Source organism: Exiguobacterium oxidotolerans JCM 12280 (genome assembly GCF_000702625.1).
GTDB lineage: Bacteria > Bacillota > Bacilli > Exiguobacteriales > Exiguobacteriaceae > Exiguobacterium_A > Exiguobacterium_A oxidotolerans.
This window is the reverse complement of sequence record NZ_JNIS01000001.1, coordinates 2,459,148-2,475,564: the sequence shown is the minus strand read 5'-3', so window position 1 is coordinate 2,475,564 and position 16,417 is coordinate 2,459,148. Positions and strand designations below refer to the sequence as shown.

The window sequence follows — 16,417 nt, the reverse complement described above, 5'->3', positions numbered from 1 at the left end:
TGCTTAAACAACTAAAAGTGATTGTGTCACTTTTATCATCTATTTACTTAGTTCAACATGGGTATGGGTCTACTACCGTCATACAGATAAGAATACGTATAGAAACGATCTGGAATTTTTTTATTTTTCGTATGAAGCTTCAACGCGCTGAAGGCGACTTGCATCATCTCTTCAGCGGACTGGACAACCGTCGCATCCATCGATTTCATGTCAACAGCTTCTAATATAGCACGATTCCCGTCGATTCCGACAACTATTTTTCCGGAAATGTCTGCTTTTTTCAAGGCTTCGAGCACACCTAACGCAATATCGTCATTGTGACAGTAGACCGCATCGAATTCCGTGCCGGACTCGATGATCCGGCGCATGACGCGTTCTGATGTCACCGGATCATAGTCACCACTTGCTGAATTGACAATCGATATCCCGGGTTCTGTCACGATTCCTTTAACAAATCCAGTATGCCGTTCATTCGTCGTGTATACGTTCGTCGTTCCCGTAATTTCAACGACTTTTCCTGTTGCAGTTCCATTTCGTCTAATCAGTTCGTTTTTGACATATGAAGCAAGTTGTTCACCAATCATCTGATTGTTCGACGTCACCGAGCTGACGACTGCATCAGATCGAATCAACCGGTCAATCGCAAAAACGGGAATTCCATTTTGTTCTGCTTCTTCTAATGCGCTCGTAATATAAACATCGTCAAACGTCGTGATAAATATTGCGTCGACCTTCAATTTGATGAATTCACGAATTTGCTCGCGTTCACTGATGCGGGAGTTATGTGACGTCGCAACGACGGCTTCATACTTATTTGCTTTCGCCTCAGCTTTAAACGCTGTAATCAACCGTTGGGCGAATTCATGTTTATCGTTGACAATCGTAAAGGCGACAACGTCACGGTCAGGATTTTCCTCCTGACCTACGAACAGATTTGAAATCAGCAGGATTGAGGCCGTCCAAACAAAGAGGACGAGCAACCATGACTTATTAAACTTCATCCTGGTCTCCTCCTCGCGGTAAGTGAATTTGGACTGTCGTACCGACACCAACCTTGCTATCGAACTCTATTTTCCCATTATGCTCACGAACGATGCGACTTGACATATAGAGACCTAAACCATTTCCATCCGCTTTCGATGTCTTAAAGGCTTGCCCAATCGTTTCGAGTTGGGGTTCCGTCATGCCGACACCATTATCTTGAACGATGAAGACGAATTGATTCGTGTAGACGTGTAGATGCAAATGACAAATCCCATCTGCACCACGCGACTGGACTGCTTGTAAGGCATTACGAACACAGTTCGACAAGATTTGTGACAATCCATTTTCAGAGGCATAGAGATTCGGCATATGCGCTGGCGTATAAATTTTACAATCTGCGGCTTCTGCGTATGTCTCGGCGTGTAAACGCGCTTCTGCTTCCATGATGAATTTAAATTTTTTCATGAATTCATTCATGTCAATCATCGACATCTTTAATACTTCCCCTCCACCTTTAGAGAGGTCGAGCATCGTCTCAATCATTGCATTGGCACGATCTAGTTCTGACAAGGCTAACGCCAACATTTCTGGACTATTGTTCTCTTGCTCCGTCAAAAGTTGGAGCGTCATTTTGACTGGCGTCAATGGATTGCGGATTTCATGCGCGATTCCTGCCGCGAGCTGACCGAGCGAGGCTAATTTTTTTTGGTGCAACATCGCTTGTTGTTGACTCAATTGTTCGACTCGCGCGTTTTCCATCCGCTGGGCATACTCATTGTAAGCAGACACTAATGTTTTTACTTCGTTCGACCCCGAGCGTTCTAGTTCAATCGGTTGTGGCGTCGTGCTTTTTTCGATTTTTTGTACGAGCTCGAGTAAGGGGGCCGTCAGTTGACGTGACATGAGGTACCCTACGATTAGACTGGGACGAGCGTCAACGCTGCGATGACAAGGTATTGTTGTCGTGTCGTATACACCGGTTCGTAAAAGACACTCCGGGGTGTCCGAACAAGAATTTTCCAATCCGTCACTTTTAAATCACGTGCAAAATAATACATGTCTTTGTTCGTACTGAAGATATCGTATGGTTCTACCGTTTGAAATGCCCGGTCGACGACACTTTGAGTCAAGACACGTTCTTTGTCGGTCACGAGGTTTCGTGACGTCGCGAGTGGCTCTCCTTTACTGTTAAAAAGATAGGCCATCGTTTCGTCGTCGAACGATTCGAGTGAATTTCGAAAGACAAGTGAATTCATCAGACTTAATCCACCACCAAAAATCCCAACCCGTTCACTGCCGTTACGAACCGGAACATACATATACGTAAGATAATCCGACTGCAACGGATACCGTTTACTCATATGAAAGTCTGTACTCGTTAAGGCTTGAAGAAAATCATCATCTTCTAGAATCTTTGAATCTTTGATGCGTCGATCTTCACTCGAAAACCATGTGAATTTTTTAGTCTTTAAATCATAGTAGAAAAAACTCTTAAACCCCGTATCGATATCGAGTAAGTTCGTTTCGCGAACGACTCGTTCTAATTCATTCATATTGTTGACATTCACTTGCAGACCCATGATTTCTTCATGTAAATTCCCGATACTATCACGGAGCGCGTTACTCGAGACCTCAACACTGTTTTCACTTTGTTTTTCCGTTTGCTGTTCAACCCGTGAAATCGTCACACGGTCAGCCGTGAAAGCAAGTGCCGCGATGACCAGACAAATTAGAATGAACAAAACAGCGGTGATTTGAAAAAAGTAAGACCGCATCATCTTTTTTGTCTCCAACGTATAGCCTCCTTCTCCATGATTTTTACAACTCAATTAGTATATCATGTTATCGCTCCTGAATAGACTCCTCTATTTTCAATCATCTGCAATCAATGGTACACTCTAACTAATCATTCTTTCTACGCTAAAGGAGAATCAACACTTATGTTAGTAAAAAAAATCAGCCCTCGTGGTTATTGTTATGGTGTCGTTGACGCGATGAAGTTAGCGCAACAAGCCGCAATGAATGAAAATTTGCCACGACCTATCCATATTCTCGGTATGATCGTCCATAATGCGCACGTTACACATGAATTTGAACGAATGGGTGTTTTGACAGTAGATGGTCCTGATCGTCTTGAAGCACTCGAAACCATTAAAGAAGGAACGGTCATCTTTACAGCACACGGAATTTCACCTGCCGTCTATGCACGCGCTGCTGAAAAAAAATTAACAGTCGTCGATGCGACATGTCCTGATGTCACGCGCACACATGATTTAATCCGGACCGTCGTCGCTGATGACTATGAAGTCATCTACGTCGGAAAACACGGACACCCGGAACCAGAAGGTGCAGTTGGCGTCGCTCCGGAACATGTCCATTTGATTGAAAAAGTCGAAGACATCGAAGCATTACCTGCCCACTTATCAACAAAAAAAATCATCGTCACGAATCAAACGACGATGAGTCAGTGGGATGTCCAGGCCTTAATGGAACATGTCCGTAAAAAGTACCCGCACGTCGAAGTCCATAATGAAATTTGTAACGCGACGCAAGTCCGTCAAGAAGCTGTCGCCGATCAAGCGGGCGATTGTGATCTTGTGATCGTCGTCGGCGATCCACGTTCGAACAACTCGAACCGTTTGGCACAAGTTTCATTTGATATCGCAGGTACGCCAGCTCACCGCATCGGTGATTTGACTGAACTTGATTTAACATGGCTCGAAGGCGTGAATCAAGTCGGTGTCACGTCAGGGGCTTCTACACCAACACCAATCACGAAAAAAGTCATCGATTTCTTACAGCAGTATGACCCAGCTGATATCAGCACACATGATAAAACACCATTTCTTGAATTGCGTCGGATTTTACCAAAAGTAAAAATCTTGTAATAGACACCTAAAAAGCGTCATGTTTCGTTGACTCCTACGGGAAAAGTACGTTTTCAACGCACGTTCATAGGCAGGCAAGACCCTGCTCGTTGGCCGTGAGGACCAAGGAGCAATGGCTTGCGCCTCGCCCGAGGAAAACAACGAAAAAAGACGCTTTTATCTTCCGATATCACTTTGTCTACACGCTAAAAACCGTACTGCACTTTAAAGTGCAGTACGGTTTTTTTGCGTTCATAAAAATTTGAATGGATTCGTGTTTGCCGTCGAGACGACCAATTCGACGTCGCGGATTTTTCGTTCCTCAAAACGTTTCTTCAGCTCATTGACGACGCCTTGTTTCATGACTGACTCGACGTGATGTCCAGGATCGACGACTGCTAAGCCGAGCGCCATTGCATCATGGGCGACGTGGAAGTACAGATCGCCCGTCACGAGGACATCCGCCCCAGCAAACGCCGCTGTTGAAACATGTTTATTGCCGTCTCCACCGAGTACGGCGACTTTTTTTATCAGACGGTCCGCTTCTCCAACAAAACGCAGGTTTTCAACACCGAACACATCACGAACATGCTCTGCGAACTGACGTAACGACACCGGTTGTTCGAGGTAACCGATTCTCCCAAGCCCTAACGGCTCAGCTGTTTGCTCCTGGCGCATGATATCATAAGCGACTTCTTCATAGGGATGCGCTTTTTTCATCGCACGAATCACTTGTTTTTGATTCAGTTCCGTAACGATCGTCTCAATTCGGACTTCAGAAACTCGTTCGACTTGTCCGATATTGCCAATGTAAGGTACTGTCCCAGTCTCAGGTTTAAATTGCCCAGTCCCTACACTATGGAACTGACAAGCGCTGTAAGCACCGTTTTGTCCTGCTCCTGCCTTCGTAAGCGCTTCTGATACCTGTTGTACGGCTTCTTGCGGAACGAAGACAACAAGCTTATAGACCGCGTTTTCAAATGTAGGTGCCAAAACCGTTGTGTCGGTCAGTCCGATGGCTTCTGCCATCAAATCATTAACGCCGCCTTGCGTTACGTCAAGATTCGTATGCGCCGCGTAAACGGCAATCTTATGTTCGATACACTTCATGACGATTCTACCGGTCGCCGATTGATCGTTGACTTGCGCTAATTTACTAAAAATCGGTGGGTGATGGGCAATGATTAAATCGATGCCTTTTTCAATTGCTTCATCGACGACCGACTCCAAGACGTCAAGCGTCACCATGACACGCTTCACGTCTTTATTCAGCGTACCGATTTGTAGACCGATCGGATCCCCTGGCATCGCAAATTTTTTCGGTGAAAATGCTTCAAACTGTTCGATAATCAATTGACCGTTCGCCATCAGCTCGTCACCTCTTTCATTTTTTCGATTAAGCGGCGGATCGTCGTGATTTTTTCTTGGAGGAGCTCCGAGTCATTCCCACGCTGCATTTGTTCTAAAATAAATTGACGCTTTTGTTGTTCCGCTTGCCATTTTTCAATGAAAGCAGGTGCTTTTTCCCGCATGAGTTGTGGTCCAAATAACAATTCCCACTTCCGGATGTCCACGTCCTCTGCGTAAATCATTTCTTCTCCTTTTTCTGCAACGAGAATCTCGTAAATCTTTCCATTCTCTTTAACGATGGCTTCCGATAGTAACGCATATCCATGTTCAAGTAACCATTTTCGAACATCGACAGCATCGACGTTCGGTTGAAGAATCAAGCGTTCTTCGCCCGATAAATGCGCCTTCCCTTCCTCTAAAATCGTTGCGATGAGTGTTCCACCCATGCCAGCAATCGTCACAGCCGTTACTTCTCCTGGAGCGAGAACCGTCAAACCGCTCCCGAGACGTACTTCAATCTGTTCATCTAATTGAACAAGCGCGACCTGCCCTTGTGCCGCTTCCATCGGCCCCACATTGACTTCGCCTGCGATGGCACGTTCGACTAAGCCTTGTTGGATACAATAACACGGGACGAATGCGTGATCGGAACCAATATCCGCGAGGACTGCTCCTTGGGGAATATATGAGACTACTTTTTTTAATCGTTGATCTAATGTAACGTGTGTTTGCAATGTATGTCATCCTTCCTCTTTCAAATCCATCTCTTTTTAAAATAGCTGACTTAGCCAAAAAAAGAAATACCGTGCTGTATGGCTTTTCCCAAATTCGCACAAGAAAAAAACACCTATCTCGGAGAAGAGACAGATGTTTTTGACTTATTTCTTTTCTGCAAGCCATTTCGCTAAAACAGTGGCTTCTTCGTCGTTAGCAAGACCCCCAGGCATTTGCCCTTTACCATTCATAGCGATGTCTTTGATTTCTTCTTCTTTAAGCTTCGCACCGACTTTAGTTAAGTTCGGACCTGCTCCGCCTTCGAGATTGCCGCCGTGACATCCTGTACATCCTTTTGATGCAAATAGATCTTCTGGCTTCATTTCAGCTGTTGATGGACCCTTTTCAGCTTCTTTCGCCTGATCTACGCCAAAGTATGACAATGAAATCATGGCAATGATTGCGATGATCGCAATCGCTGCGAACGGTACTAATGGATTACGCATTTGGATTTCCCCCCATATTCTATACCCAACCAAGTTGGTGACTGAATGGTATTCCCCGTTACTATTCTACTGTAAATAAAACAGAGAAGGAAGAAAAAAACAAAACTTTTTCTTCCTTCTCACCAAATTTTCATATTTTCTTCACACTTTTAAAATCAATCCAAGAAGTCTTTCAGACGTTTTGAACGACTCGGGTGGCGAAGTTTACGTAAAGCTTTCGCTTCAATTTGACGAATCCGCTCACGCGTAACACCAAATACTTTACCGACTTCTTCAAGCGTCCGTGTCCGACCATCATCAAGACCAAAACGAAGACGTAATACATTTTCTTCCCGGTCCGTCAATGTATCGAGGACATCTTCAAGTTGTTCTTTCAATAATTCATACGCAGCTGCGTCTTGCGGCGCCGTTGCGTCTTGATCTTCAATGAAATCACCGAGATGCGAATCGTCCTCTTCCCCGATTGGTGTTTCGAGTGACACCGGTTCTTGAGCGATTTTTAAAATCTCACGCACTTTCTCAGGTGTGATTTCCATCTCTTTTGAAATTTCTTCAGGCGTCGGTTCACGTCCTAAGTCTTGTAGGAGCTGACGTTGAACACGAATCAATTTATTGATCGTCTCGACCATATGAACCGGAATCCGGATCGTACGCGCTTGGTCAGCAATCGCGCGGGTGATTGCCTGACGAATCCACCATGTTGCGTAGGTCGAGAATTTATATCCTTTTGTATAATCGAATTTCTCGACCGCCTTAATCAATCCCATGTTTCCTTCTTGAATTAAGTCGAGGAACAACATACCACGTCCGACGTAACGTTTTGCAATCGAGACGACAAGACGTAAGTTCGCTTCAGCAAGACGCTTTTTCGCTTCTTCATCGTTTTGTTCAATTCGTTTTGCCAGTTCGACTTCGTCCTCTGCATTCAAGAGATCGACACGACCGATTTCTTTCAGGTACATCCGGACAGGGTCATTGATTTTAACACCTGGTGGGACAGAGAGATCGTTTAAATCCGCCTCTTCTTTATCGTCACCCGTACCATCGTTGTTTACTTTGATACCTTCAGTCTCCAACAATTGAAGAAACTCTTCAAATTGTTGCGCATCCATCGATTCAAATGAGCTGAGCTTATCTTCGATTTTTTGATGCGATAGTTCCCCATTTTTATGTCCGAGCGCGATTAGTTCATCCTTCGCGAGACGGAGTATTTCTGCTTCTGATCTTGCTTTTTCTGCCATCGAACCATACACTCCTTCCACATCATGCAACAGGTCATCGATCTTTTAAGCGTCGTTTCCGTTCGATGATTGCCTGCATTAGTTCCGCTTGAGCACGGATATCTGTTTGTTGATTCAAACGTGACTTCTCTTCATCGAGTGTCCGTCGTTGTCGTTCATTTTGAACGGCGCGTATATAATGACTCAACAAATCCGGATCGTACTCCGGCATGAGCATAAACTCTAAATCGGCGACGATTCGTTGAAGCGATGCATCTTGTAACATCGTCAAGAAGCGGTCCGGATTTGCCGGAGCACCTGCTCCATAAAACTCATATAATTTACCGGCGATCAGCTGATGCGCCGGATCATTAAAATCGACTCCGAGTTGATCTCGGACTTCCATTCCAACCTCCTCTGACCGAATCATGTAAGCAAGTAAAAAACGTTCTGCCCGCTTCCAGTTCGTAAATGTTCGGTCTTGAGGTGCTGCGACGTTCGTTTGTCGTTCGACGCGACGTTCCTGCTTTACTGTAGGTGCTTGTAACGGTTTCACTTGTGACAATAACGATTCTTTCGATAACTGGAATTCTTCCGCTAGCTTACCAAGATAAATATCTCGAAGCAGAGGATTCGTTGTCCGATTAATCTCCTCAAGCATAGTTTCAATATATCGAACGCGTTCTCCTTCTAATCGCAAGTTTTTTCCTTGACGAAAATAAAAAGATTTGAATTCAAGACTTGAAACCCGTTCTTGTTCCACTAGACGAATAAATGTTTCTTCGGAGTGAGTTCCGATGTACGAATCCGGATCTTCTTCATCCGGTAGCCGAATGACGGAACAATCTACCGCAACATCTTCAAGAAGACGTAATGCTTTAATCGTCGCTGCCCGACCGGCTTTGTCTCCGTCATAGCAAATAATGACTTCATCGACGATCCGTCCAAGATTTTGTGCATGGACAGGAGTTAAAGCCGTCCCTAAAGAGGCTACGGTATAGGATATACCCGCTTGAGCGACTCGTACAACATCTAAATTGCCTTCTACGAGCACAACTTGTTTATTTTTACGCATCGCGCCCCGTGCTTGTGCAAAACCGAACAGTAATTCACTTTTATTGAAGAGCGGTGTCTCTGCCGTATTGACGTACTTCGGGTCTCTTCCATCAATGGAACGTCCACTGAATCCAACAACCGTGCCATCACGATCTGAAATCGGAAAGACGACCCTGCCGTTAAATCGATCGCGATAATCGCCATCTCTACCTACAGAAATCAATCCAGCTTCCACCATTTCATCCAAGTCAAAATTACGCCGGGTCAAGGAGTCGACTGTAAAACGTTCTTGGTCTGGAGCATATCCCAGTTTAAATTCACGCATCGCCGATTCGCCAATCCCCCGTTTTTCGAGATATTCACGACCGGCGTCACCAGCGGCTGTCTGTAACATGACTTCATGGTACAAATCAGCAACGATTCGATGCGCTTCACGCATCCGGTATTTCTTTTCTTGATCTGGTGTCGATTCAGTCTGATCAGATCGTTCGAACTCCGGTAATGTCACGTCCGTTCGATCAGCGAGTTTCGAGACGGCTTCCGGAAAACTCATTCCTTCCGTTTCCATGACGAAGGTGATGGCGTTTCCACCCGCTCCACAACCAAAACAATAATACATTCCCTTATCAGGCGAGACCGAAAAAGAGGGAGATTTTTCTGAATGAAATGGACATAACCCTGAATACCGATTCCCTTGTTTTTTTAATTCTACACGTTCAGAGATTAATTCAACGATATCCGTCGCTTGGCGAACTTGATCGACCAGTTCATCCGGAATTCTTTTCAATCGTCCCACCTCCTCTTTTTGAACTCTTTTGTATATACCCGCAATGAAACGGAACGAATACTCGTTCCGTTTCATTGGAAAAATTGCATCATCTCATTTATCAGCTAGACTAGTATACTACGCAAGTACTTTCTTGACTAGTCATGCGCCTTTCCTGAAATTCCCGTCAAAATCAAGTTCGCTGTTTCTTCAACTGCCTTATTCGTCACATCGATGATTTGACACCCAATCCGCTCATACAATTTTTTCGCATAATCAAGTTCACGATTGATGCGATCGATTTGTGCGTAGGCGGCTTCCGGTTTCAAACCAAGCGAACGTAACCGTTCCATCCGGATATCAATCAACTTCTCAGGAGAAATCAATAATCCGAAACACTTTTCTTTCGGAATATCGAAAAGTTCTTCTGGTGGTACGGATTCCGGGACGAGAGGAACATTCGCAACTTTGTACCGTTTCAAAGCAAGGTATTGTGAGAGAGGAGTCTTCGACGTTCGTGAGACACCAATCAAGACGATATCAGCCCGTTTGATGCCACGTGGATCCCGACCGTCATCATACTTCACGGCGAATTCGACGGCTTCGATTTTCCGGAAGTATTCCTCATCCAAACGATAAATTAACCCTGGCTCTTCTTTCGGTTGCATCCCGAGTCGGTCTTCCATCGTATCAAGCAGCGGTCCAAGTAAGTCGATCGCTTCGACTTCGTGGGCCTTCGCCGTCTCCGCAAGCAAACGACGGTGCTTCGCATGGACGATCGTATAAACGATCGTCGCTCGCTCTTCTTTCGCATGCAAGACGAGATCATAAATCACTTGATCGTCATCGACGAATGGGATCCGGACCGTTTCAATCGCCCGCTCCGGAAATTGAATCGCTGCTGCACGAACAACAAGTTCACACGTTTCACCCACTGAATCACTGACTACATAAATACGTTGTCTCATCTGTGAGCCTCCTCTTAAATTTCTTCATCTCTTGCTAACGCGACCAGTACTTTCGTCATGTTCGTCTTCGTCATCCGTCCGACGACTTTCAGGATGCCATCACTGTTTTCAACGACAGGCATCGAGTCGATTTGTTTTTCGATCAACTTCATCCCGGCTCCGATCAATGTTTCCGTTTTCTCACATACTGTCAAGTTCGGCATCCGCGTCATAATGATATTAACGGGCAATGAATCGAGTTCTTGGTTCCCGATCGCAGCTCGTAAAAAGTCTTTTCGCGATAAGACACCGACGAGTGCATGGTCATTGCCAACGACGAAGAGCGAACCGACATCTTCTAAGAATAAGTGAACGATTGCGTCGTAAACGGTCATACTCTCATGAATCACCTTAGCAGACGACATGAACTCACCGACTGTCAACGTGTCGAGTTTCTCATGAAGCATCGAGGCGTTCTTTTTACCAACATACATATACCCGACGCGCGGACGCGCTTCGAGCATTCCTGTCATCGTCAAAATCGAAAGGTCTGGTCGTAATGTCGCCCGCGTCAAGGAGAGCTCGGACGCAATTTGCTCTCCTGTGATCGGACCATTTTCCTTGACGATTTGGAGTATCTTTTTCTGCCGTTCATTTAACTTCATCGGCTCATCCGTCCTTTGTTTACACTAAAGTGAGTGCATTGAATCGTGCGACCGCTTGAATCGCGTCCGCGAAACGTTTCATTTCGCTTAAACGGTTCGCTCGAATCGCATCGTCTTCTGCCATGATCATCGTCCCATCAAAATAGGCTGTAATGGCTGGAACCGTTGATTCAAGTGCGCCCATCGCTGTTTCAAAATCAGATTGCTCTACTGCCGCTGCGACTTGAGGAATGACCTGTTCGATTTGTTCATGTAAAGTACGTTCCGCTTCATTTTCAAAGAGCTCCGGATTGATAGTGACGACCGTTTCCGCCTTTTTCGAGATGTTGAGTACACGACTCAACTGTTCGACTGTTTTCTTGAATGTGTCCCGTTGCGTCGCCGCTTCAAGCATTGCTGCTCGTTTTTCATTCGCTCCAACCGTCATGTCAAGTTGAAGTGCTGCTTCAACGACGTCATGACGATAGCCTTTTTCCGACAAACGGAACTTGAGGCGTTGACTGAAGAATTCTTGCATCGCCACTTTTACTGATTCTGCATCTGCCTGATAAAGACCTGCTTTAATTTGAGCTGTCACGACGAAATCAATCAGTTCAACGAGTGTCATTTGAATAGTACGGTCCGCGAGGATTTGAACGATTCCTTGAGCCTGGCGGCGTAACGCATACGGATCGGCAGAACCGCTTGGAATCATACCAACACCGAAGAAGCCAGCGACGCTGTCCAACTTATCGACGACGGCAAGTAGCGTCCCGGTTGGTGTCGCCGGACTTTCATCTCCAGCGAAGCGTGGCATATAGTGCTCGCGAATCGCTGCTGCGACTTCCTTATCTTCTTGTTTCATGTTGGCATACCGCTCGCCCATCAAACCTTGGAGCTCCGTGAACTCATAGACCATCTGACTGACGAGATCGAATTTATAGATATGACCGGCACGATCGACTTTCGTTCTGTCGGCTGAGAAGCGGTCGGCAAGCGCAAGCGCCATCTCACGGACGCGGCGAACTTTTTCACCTGTCGTTCCAAGTTTTTCATGGAAGACGATTTTGTCGAGACGGGCTGCCTGTGCGTCGATATCCGCTTTCTTATCTTCTTCGTAGAAGAATTGCGCATCGGCAAGACGGGCACGAATGACTTTTTCATTTCCGCGGGCGACGTTCTCGATGTGTTGCGCGTTCCCGTTACGCACCGTCACGAAATAATGCAGTAACGTGCCGTCACGTTTGACAGGGAAGTAGCGTTGGTGCTCTTTCATCGTCGTGATTAAGACTTCTTCCGGCAATTCAAGGTACGCTTCGTCAAACGCACCGAATAAGGCAGTTGGATATTCGACGAGGTTCGTTACTTCTTCAAGCAGTGACGCATCGATTGGCACTTCGAATTGTTCTGATTGTGCTAGTGCTTCGATTTGTTCTTCAATCATCTGGCGGCGTGCTGCATAACTGACGATGACATGCTCACCAGCCAATGCTTCAACATACGCATTCGGTCGTAAAATCGTGATGTCTTGACCGAGGAAACGATGCCCACGTGACGTCCGTCCTGTTTCGACTGATGCGACTTCAAACGGAATGACTTGATCGTCAAGTAAGGCAATCAACCAACGGATTGGACGCATGTAACGGAGCGGTTGTGTACTCCAGCGCATGTTTTTCGGGAAGTTCATCGCTTCGATGACTTGTTTTAGCCCCGTCAATAACGTCGCTGTTTCTTGTCCTGCTTCCTTACGCGTCGCATAGATGTATTCGACTCCTTTTTCTTCACCAAGGAATAGATCATCTGTCGTCAATCCTTTTCCACGAGCAAATCCTTCCGCCGCTTTCGTCCAGTTCCCGTCCGCATCTTGCGCGATTCGTTTAGCTGGTCCTTTTAACGTTTCTTCCAAATCCGTTTGGCGTTCCGAGATTCCTTTAACGAGAACAGCGAGACGGCGCGGTGTTGAAAAGGCTTCGACTGTATCAAATGTAATCCGTACTTCTGTCAAAAATGTCGTTACACGTTCCTTCAGTTGTGTTTCAGACTGCAAGACGAAGCGTGCCGGCATTTCTTCGAGACCGATTTCAAGTAATAATTCATGCATGTGATTCACCAGCTTTCGATTTAATCAATGGGAAACCTAAACGTTCCCGCTCTTCGATGAAACTTTGAGCACAACGGCGCGACATGTTCCGGACACGGTGGATGAATCCTGTCCGTTCCGTCACGGAAATCGCTCCTTTTGCATCGAGCAAATTAAAGGTATGTGAGCATTTTAAGATGTAGTCATATGCCGGGAACACGAGGTTTTCATCGAGCGCCCGGTTCGCTTCTTTTTCATACTGATCAAACAATGTGAACAGCAAATCAACATCTGATGTCTCGAACGTATATTTGGAATGTTCGAATTCTGGTTGATAGAAGATATCGCCATAGCGGAACCCGTCTGTCCAGACTAAATCAAAGACACTTTCGACATCTTGAATGTACGACGCGAGACGCTCGATACCATACGTGATTTCCACTGCAATCGGATTACACTCAATTCCACCGACTTGCTGGAAATATGTGAATTGCGTGATTTCCATCCCGTTCAACCAGACTTCCCAGCCAAGACCTGCTGCACCAAACGTCGGGTTTTCCCAGTTGTCTTCGACAAAACGAATGTCGTGTTCAAGCGGATTGATCCCGAGGAGTTCTAGACTTTGTAAGTAGAGTTCCTGAATGTTGTCAGGAGACGGTTTCATGATGACTTGGAATTGATGATGTTGATACAACCGGTTCGGGTTTTCCCCGTATCGTCCGTCAGCCGGGCGACGTGACGGCTCTGTATAACAAACGTTCCACGGTTCTGGTCCTAAGCTCCGTAAGAATGTCATCGGGTTCATCGTCCCGGCACCTTTTTCTACATCATATGCTTGCATCGTCAAACAACCTTGTTCCGCCCAAAATTTCTGTAACGTCAAAATCATGTCTTGTACTGTCATTTTCAAGAGATCCACCTCCAAAATTTATAAGGAAACACAAAAACGTCCCTATGTACAACATGGTTGTACATAGGGACGAGACAAGCCCGCGGTTCCACCCTACTTGCATGCGTAGCATGCCACTCTTTTACGGGAACACTCAAAAATGCCGTTCACACCCGTTTCATATCCAGCTCACACTATCCTGGAATCGCTTGAATGAAGAGGAGGTGCTACTCCTTTTTCTCATCGTGTTCGTTTAGTTAGTTCTTCCGCACTTATTCTACCGAACGTACGCGTAGTCTGTCAATCATTCTCAAGGTTGAGCAATTGATCGAGAACACGCTTCGATCGTAACCGAAGTCCACTATATCGTTCCATGTAGGCATCCATGATTTGACGCAGTAATCGTTTCGTTTCCGGCTTGACCGTGACCGTCCCGATCCGTGAAAAATCATAGACGGAAAAGACATAGAGCATCTTTGCAACTGACTCCTGCAAGAATACGGCATACTCATCTTCATGACGATGGCGCTTACAGAGCAGTCCGCCATGGTTCAGCGAAAAGGCGAAAGGTGCTTCCGTACTCCCGCAAATCGTACAGCCGTTTAAGTGCGGAGCGATACCAAGATGACGCAACAAGCGTAATTCAACAATGAACGATACGACATCCGGATCAAGTCCTTCGTCCATCGCCTCCAGTCCGTCGACGAATAAATCATAGAGCGTCGGATAGGCGACGCGTTCGTCAAGTGCCTTATCCGCAAGTTCGAGCAGGTACATCGCATATGACATCAAGAGGACATCTTGCCGGATATGTGAATACCCGGTGATGACATCCGCTGATTTTAATTGACCGAGTCCACGTGACCTCGGGTAGACATAGACCGCTCGAATAAACGGCTGACTTGCTGCATTAAATCGGCTACCCGGTTTCTTCGCACCACGAGCCATGACGGCGAGCTTTCCGTATTCACGCGTCAGCAACGTGATGATTTTATTCGATTCACCATACACGACCGTTCGTAATACGAGCCCTTCCGCCTTATCAATCATCGCTTAATACTCATCGTCGCGGAAGCCGAGTTCACGCAATTGTCCGGCTTTGTTACGCCAGTCTTTTTGCACTTTGACCCATAGGTTCAAGTAGACTTTCGTTCCGAGAAGCATTTCGATGTCCGTCCGTGCTTCAGACCCGATTTCTTTCAGAAGTGCTCCGCGCTTCCCGATGATGATCCCTTTTTGCGAATCACGTTCGATTAAAATCGTCGCGTGGACGTCGACCATGTTGCCGTCCTCACGTGTTTTGATTTGATCAATCGCAACTGCGATCGAATGTGGTACTTCGTCTCGTGTTTTTTGTAAGACTTTTTCGCGAATCATTTCCGAGATAATAAAGCGTTCCGGATGATCCGTTACTTGATCAGCCGGATAATACATCGGTCCTTCTGGTAAGAGTTTTGCAACCTCACCGAGGAGTGGTTCAACATTATTACCTTGAAGAGCAGAAATCGGCACGACCGCTGCAAACTCTAATTCATCTTTATACGACTCAATGATTGGCGGAATGTCATTCGGATGAATCAAGTCGACCTTGTTCATGACGAGAATGATCGGCGTATCAAGCCCTTTCAACTTCTCGATGATGAAATCGTCACCTTTTCCTTTTGGCTCCGTCACGTTAATCATGAAGAGAATTGCATCGACTTCACGCAAAGCGTTTGTCGCAACTTTCATCATGAAGTCACCGAGCTTATGCTTTGGTTTATGAATTCCTGGCGTATCGATGAAGACCGTCTGCACATCATCCGTTGTGTAGACACCTTGAATCTTGTTTCGTGTCGTCTGTGGCTTATCTGACATGATTGCAATTTTTTGACCGATGACACGGTTCAAAAACGTCGATTTCCCGACATTCGGACGACCGATGATCGAGACGAATCCCGATTTAAATCCTTCTTTAAACATTGAGATCTCCCTTCGTGAACGCACCTGGTAACAATGCGCCAACGGTTGTTTCTGTGACGTCACCTGTTAAGTTCGTCAAGTAGATTGGCATATCTGCATCACACATTTCAAATAGGACTTGGCGGCATTGTCCGCATGGTGCTACTGGACCTTCCGTGTCTGCTACGACAGCCATCGCTGCGTATTCACGTGCATCTTGTGCCCATGCTGAGAAGACTGCCGTCCGCTCTGCACAGTTGCAGAGACCGTAAGCAGCGTTTTCGATGTTACACCCGTGGAAGACTTGTCCGTCTTTTGTTAAGAGAGCAGCTCCGACTTGGAACTTCGAATATGGAACGTACGCTTTTTCGCGTGCAATTTTAGCTTGTTCGAGTAATTGTTCTGTTTTCATGTCATTTTTCCCCTTTTAGCAACTTTGTTGGCCAAAAAAGG

Annotated in this window: 16 protein-coding genes; 1 reads left to right on the top strand and 15 read right to left on the bottom strand. The window is 46.0% G+C overall.

Annotated features, from left to right (window positions below; genetic code table 11):
* Positions 1-47: 47 nt before the first annotated feature.
* Genes P403_RS0112500 through P403_RS16890 form a run of 3 tightly spaced genes read right to left on the bottom strand, consistent with a single transcriptional unit; the run spans position 48 to position 2,777 of the window.
* Entirely contained in the window at positions 48-1,001 is a 954-nt protein-coding gene (locus P403_RS0112500; protein WP_029332952.1) for a sugar ABC transporter substrate-binding protein, read from the bottom strand.
* Positions 991-1,887, bottom strand: a complete 897-nt coding sequence (locus P403_RS16895; protein ID WP_235195211.1) for a two-component system sensor histidine kinase NtrB — start codon at positions 1,885-1,887, stop codon at positions 991-993. Before P403_RS16895 ends, P403_RS0112500 begins: the two co-directional genes overlap by 11 nt.
* Positions 1,888-1,901: 14 nt before the next feature.
* Positions 1,902-2,777: a hypothetical protein gene (locus P403_RS16890; RefSeq protein ID WP_235195210.1), complete on the bottom strand. Its 876-nt coding sequence runs from the start codon at positions 2,775-2,777 to the stop codon at positions 1,902-1,904.
* Positions 2,778-2,924: 147 nt separating this feature from the next.
* On the opposite strand from P403_RS16890, the gene P403_RS0112490 reads away from it, so the two are divergent.
* Positions 2,925-3,872: a 4-hydroxy-3-methylbut-2-enyl diphosphate reductase gene (locus tag P403_RS0112490; protein ID WP_029332951.1), complete on the top strand. Its 948-nt coding sequence runs from the start codon at positions 2,925-2,927 to the stop codon at positions 3,870-3,872.
* A 231-nt stretch (positions 3,873-4,103) separates the two neighbouring features.
* Here the strand turns inward: P403_RS0112490 and P403_RS0112485 are convergent, their stop codons facing one another.
* From P403_RS0112485 to P403_RS0112430, 12 genes are all read right to left on the bottom strand, one after another.
* Positions 4,104-5,219, bottom strand: coding sequence for a Nif3-like dinuclear metal center hexameric protein (locus tag P403_RS0112485; RefSeq protein WP_029332950.1), 1,116 nt, complete (start codon positions 5,217-5,219; stop codon positions 4,104-4,106).
* On the bottom strand, positions 5,219-5,935 hold the full coding sequence (locus P403_RS0112480) for a tRNA (adenine(22)-N(1))-methyltransferase (protein WP_029332949.1): 717 nt from the start codon (positions 5,933-5,935) through the stop codon (positions 5,219-5,221). Before P403_RS0112480 ends, P403_RS0112485 begins: the two co-directional genes overlap by 1 nt.
* A gap of 144 nt (positions 5,936-6,079) precedes the next feature.
* Positions 6,080-6,421, bottom strand: coding sequence for a cytochrome c550 (gene cccA / locus P403_RS0112475; RefSeq protein ID WP_029332948.1), 342 nt, complete (start codon positions 6,419-6,421; stop codon positions 6,080-6,082).
* A 155-nt stretch (positions 6,422-6,576) separates the two neighbouring features.
* A complete protein-coding gene (gene rpoD / locus P403_RS0112470) occupies positions 6,577-7,662 on the bottom strand; it encodes an RNA polymerase sigma factor RpoD (RefSeq protein ID WP_012369736.1) in 1,086 nt (361 codons plus the stop codon).
* Between the two features lie 34 nt (positions 7,663-7,696).
* Positions 7,697-9,493 carry a DNA primase gene (dnaG, locus tag P403_RS0112465; protein ID WP_235195209.1) on the bottom strand — a complete coding sequence of 599 codons (1,797 nt, stop codon included), beginning with the start codon at positions 9,491-9,493 and terminating at the stop codon, positions 7,697-7,699.
* A gap of 128 nt (positions 9,494-9,621) precedes the next feature.
* Positions 9,622-10,431, bottom strand: a complete 810-nt coding sequence (locus P403_RS0112460; RefSeq protein ID WP_029332946.1) for a pyruvate, water dikinase regulatory protein — start codon at positions 10,429-10,431, stop codon at positions 9,622-9,624.
* A 14-nt stretch (positions 10,432-10,445) separates the two neighbouring features.
* Positions 10,446-11,075 carry a transcriptional regulator CcpN gene (gene ccpN, locus P403_RS0112455; RefSeq protein WP_029332945.1) on the bottom strand — a complete coding sequence of 210 codons (630 nt, stop codon included), beginning with the start codon at positions 11,073-11,075 and terminating at the stop codon, positions 10,446-10,448.
* Between the two features lie 19 nt (positions 11,076-11,094).
* A complete protein-coding gene (gene glyS, locus P403_RS0112450; protein ID WP_029332944.1) occupies positions 11,095-13,155 on the bottom strand; it encodes a glycine--tRNA ligase subunit beta in 2,061 nt (686 codons plus the stop codon).
* Positions 13,148-14,038 (bottom strand): glycine--tRNA ligase subunit alpha, encoded by an 891-nt coding sequence (gene glyQ, locus P403_RS0112445; protein WP_029332943.1) that lies wholly within the window; start codon positions 14,036-14,038, stop codon positions 13,148-13,150. The genes glyS and glyQ overlap by 8 nt, the downstream gene beginning before the upstream one ends.
* 285 nt (positions 14,039-14,323) lie before the next feature.
* Positions 14,324-15,073 carry a DNA repair protein RecO gene (gene recO / locus P403_RS0112440; protein WP_029332942.1) on the bottom strand — a complete coding sequence of 250 codons (750 nt, stop codon included), beginning with the start codon at positions 15,071-15,073 and terminating at the stop codon, positions 14,324-14,326.
* 3 nt (positions 15,074-15,076) lie between these two features.
* Positions 15,077-15,985, bottom strand: coding sequence for a GTPase Era (gene era / locus P403_RS0112435; protein ID WP_029332941.1), 909 nt, complete (start codon positions 15,983-15,985; stop codon positions 15,077-15,079).
* Positions 15,978-16,376, bottom strand: coding sequence for a cytidine deaminase (locus tag P403_RS0112430; protein ID WP_029332940.1), 399 nt, complete (start codon positions 16,374-16,376; stop codon positions 15,978-15,980). Before P403_RS0112430 ends, era begins: the two co-directional genes overlap by 8 nt.
* Positions 16,377-16,417: the final 41 nt, after the last annotated feature.

Coding starts and splice junctions, on each gene's coding strand:
- P403_RS0112500 (WP_029332952.1), bottom strand. CDS start 1,001: ATGAAGTTTAATAAGTCATGGTTGCTCGTCCTCTTTGTTTGGACGGCC.
- P403_RS16895 (WP_235195211.1), bottom strand. CDS start 1,887: ATGTCACGTCAACTGACGGCCCCCTTACTCGAGCTCGTACAAAAAATC.
- P403_RS0112490 (WP_029332951.1), top strand. CDS start 2,925: ATGTTAGTAAAAAAAATCAGCCCTCGTGGTTATTGTTATGGTGTCGTT.
- P403_RS0112485 (WP_029332950.1), bottom strand. CDS start 5,219: ATGGCGAACGGTCAATTGATTATCGAACAGTTTGAAGCATTTTCACCG.
- cccA (WP_029332948.1), bottom strand. CDS start 6,421: ATGCGTAATCCATTAGTACCGTTCGCAGCGATTGCGATCATCGCAATC.
- rpoD (WP_012369736.1), bottom strand. CDS start 7,662: ATGGCAGAAAAAGCAAGATCAGAAGCAGAAATACTCCGTCTCGCGAAG.
- P403_RS0112460 (WP_029332946.1), bottom strand. CDS start 10,431: ATGAGACAACGTATTTATGTAGTCAGTGATTCAGTGGGTGAAACGTGT.
- ccpN (WP_029332945.1), bottom strand. CDS start 11,075: ATGAAGTTAAATGAACGGCAGAAAAAGATACTCCAAATCGTCAAGGAA.
- glyS (WP_029332944.1), bottom strand. CDS start 13,155: ATGCATGAATTATTACTTGAAATCGGTCTCGAAGAAATGCCGGCACGC.
- glyQ (WP_029332943.1), bottom strand. CDS start 14,038: ATGACAGTACAAGACATGATTTTGACGTTACAGAAATTTTGGGCGGAA.
- recO (WP_029332942.1), bottom strand. CDS start 15,073: ATGATTGATAAGGCGGAAGGGCTCGTATTACGAACGGTCGTGTATGGT.
- era (WP_029332941.1), bottom strand. CDS start 15,985: ATGTTTAAAGAAGGATTTAAATCGGGATTCGTCTCGATCATCGGTCGT.
- P403_RS0112430 (WP_029332940.1), bottom strand. CDS start 16,376: ATGAAAACAGAACAATTACTCGAACAAGCTAAAATTGCACGCGAAAAA.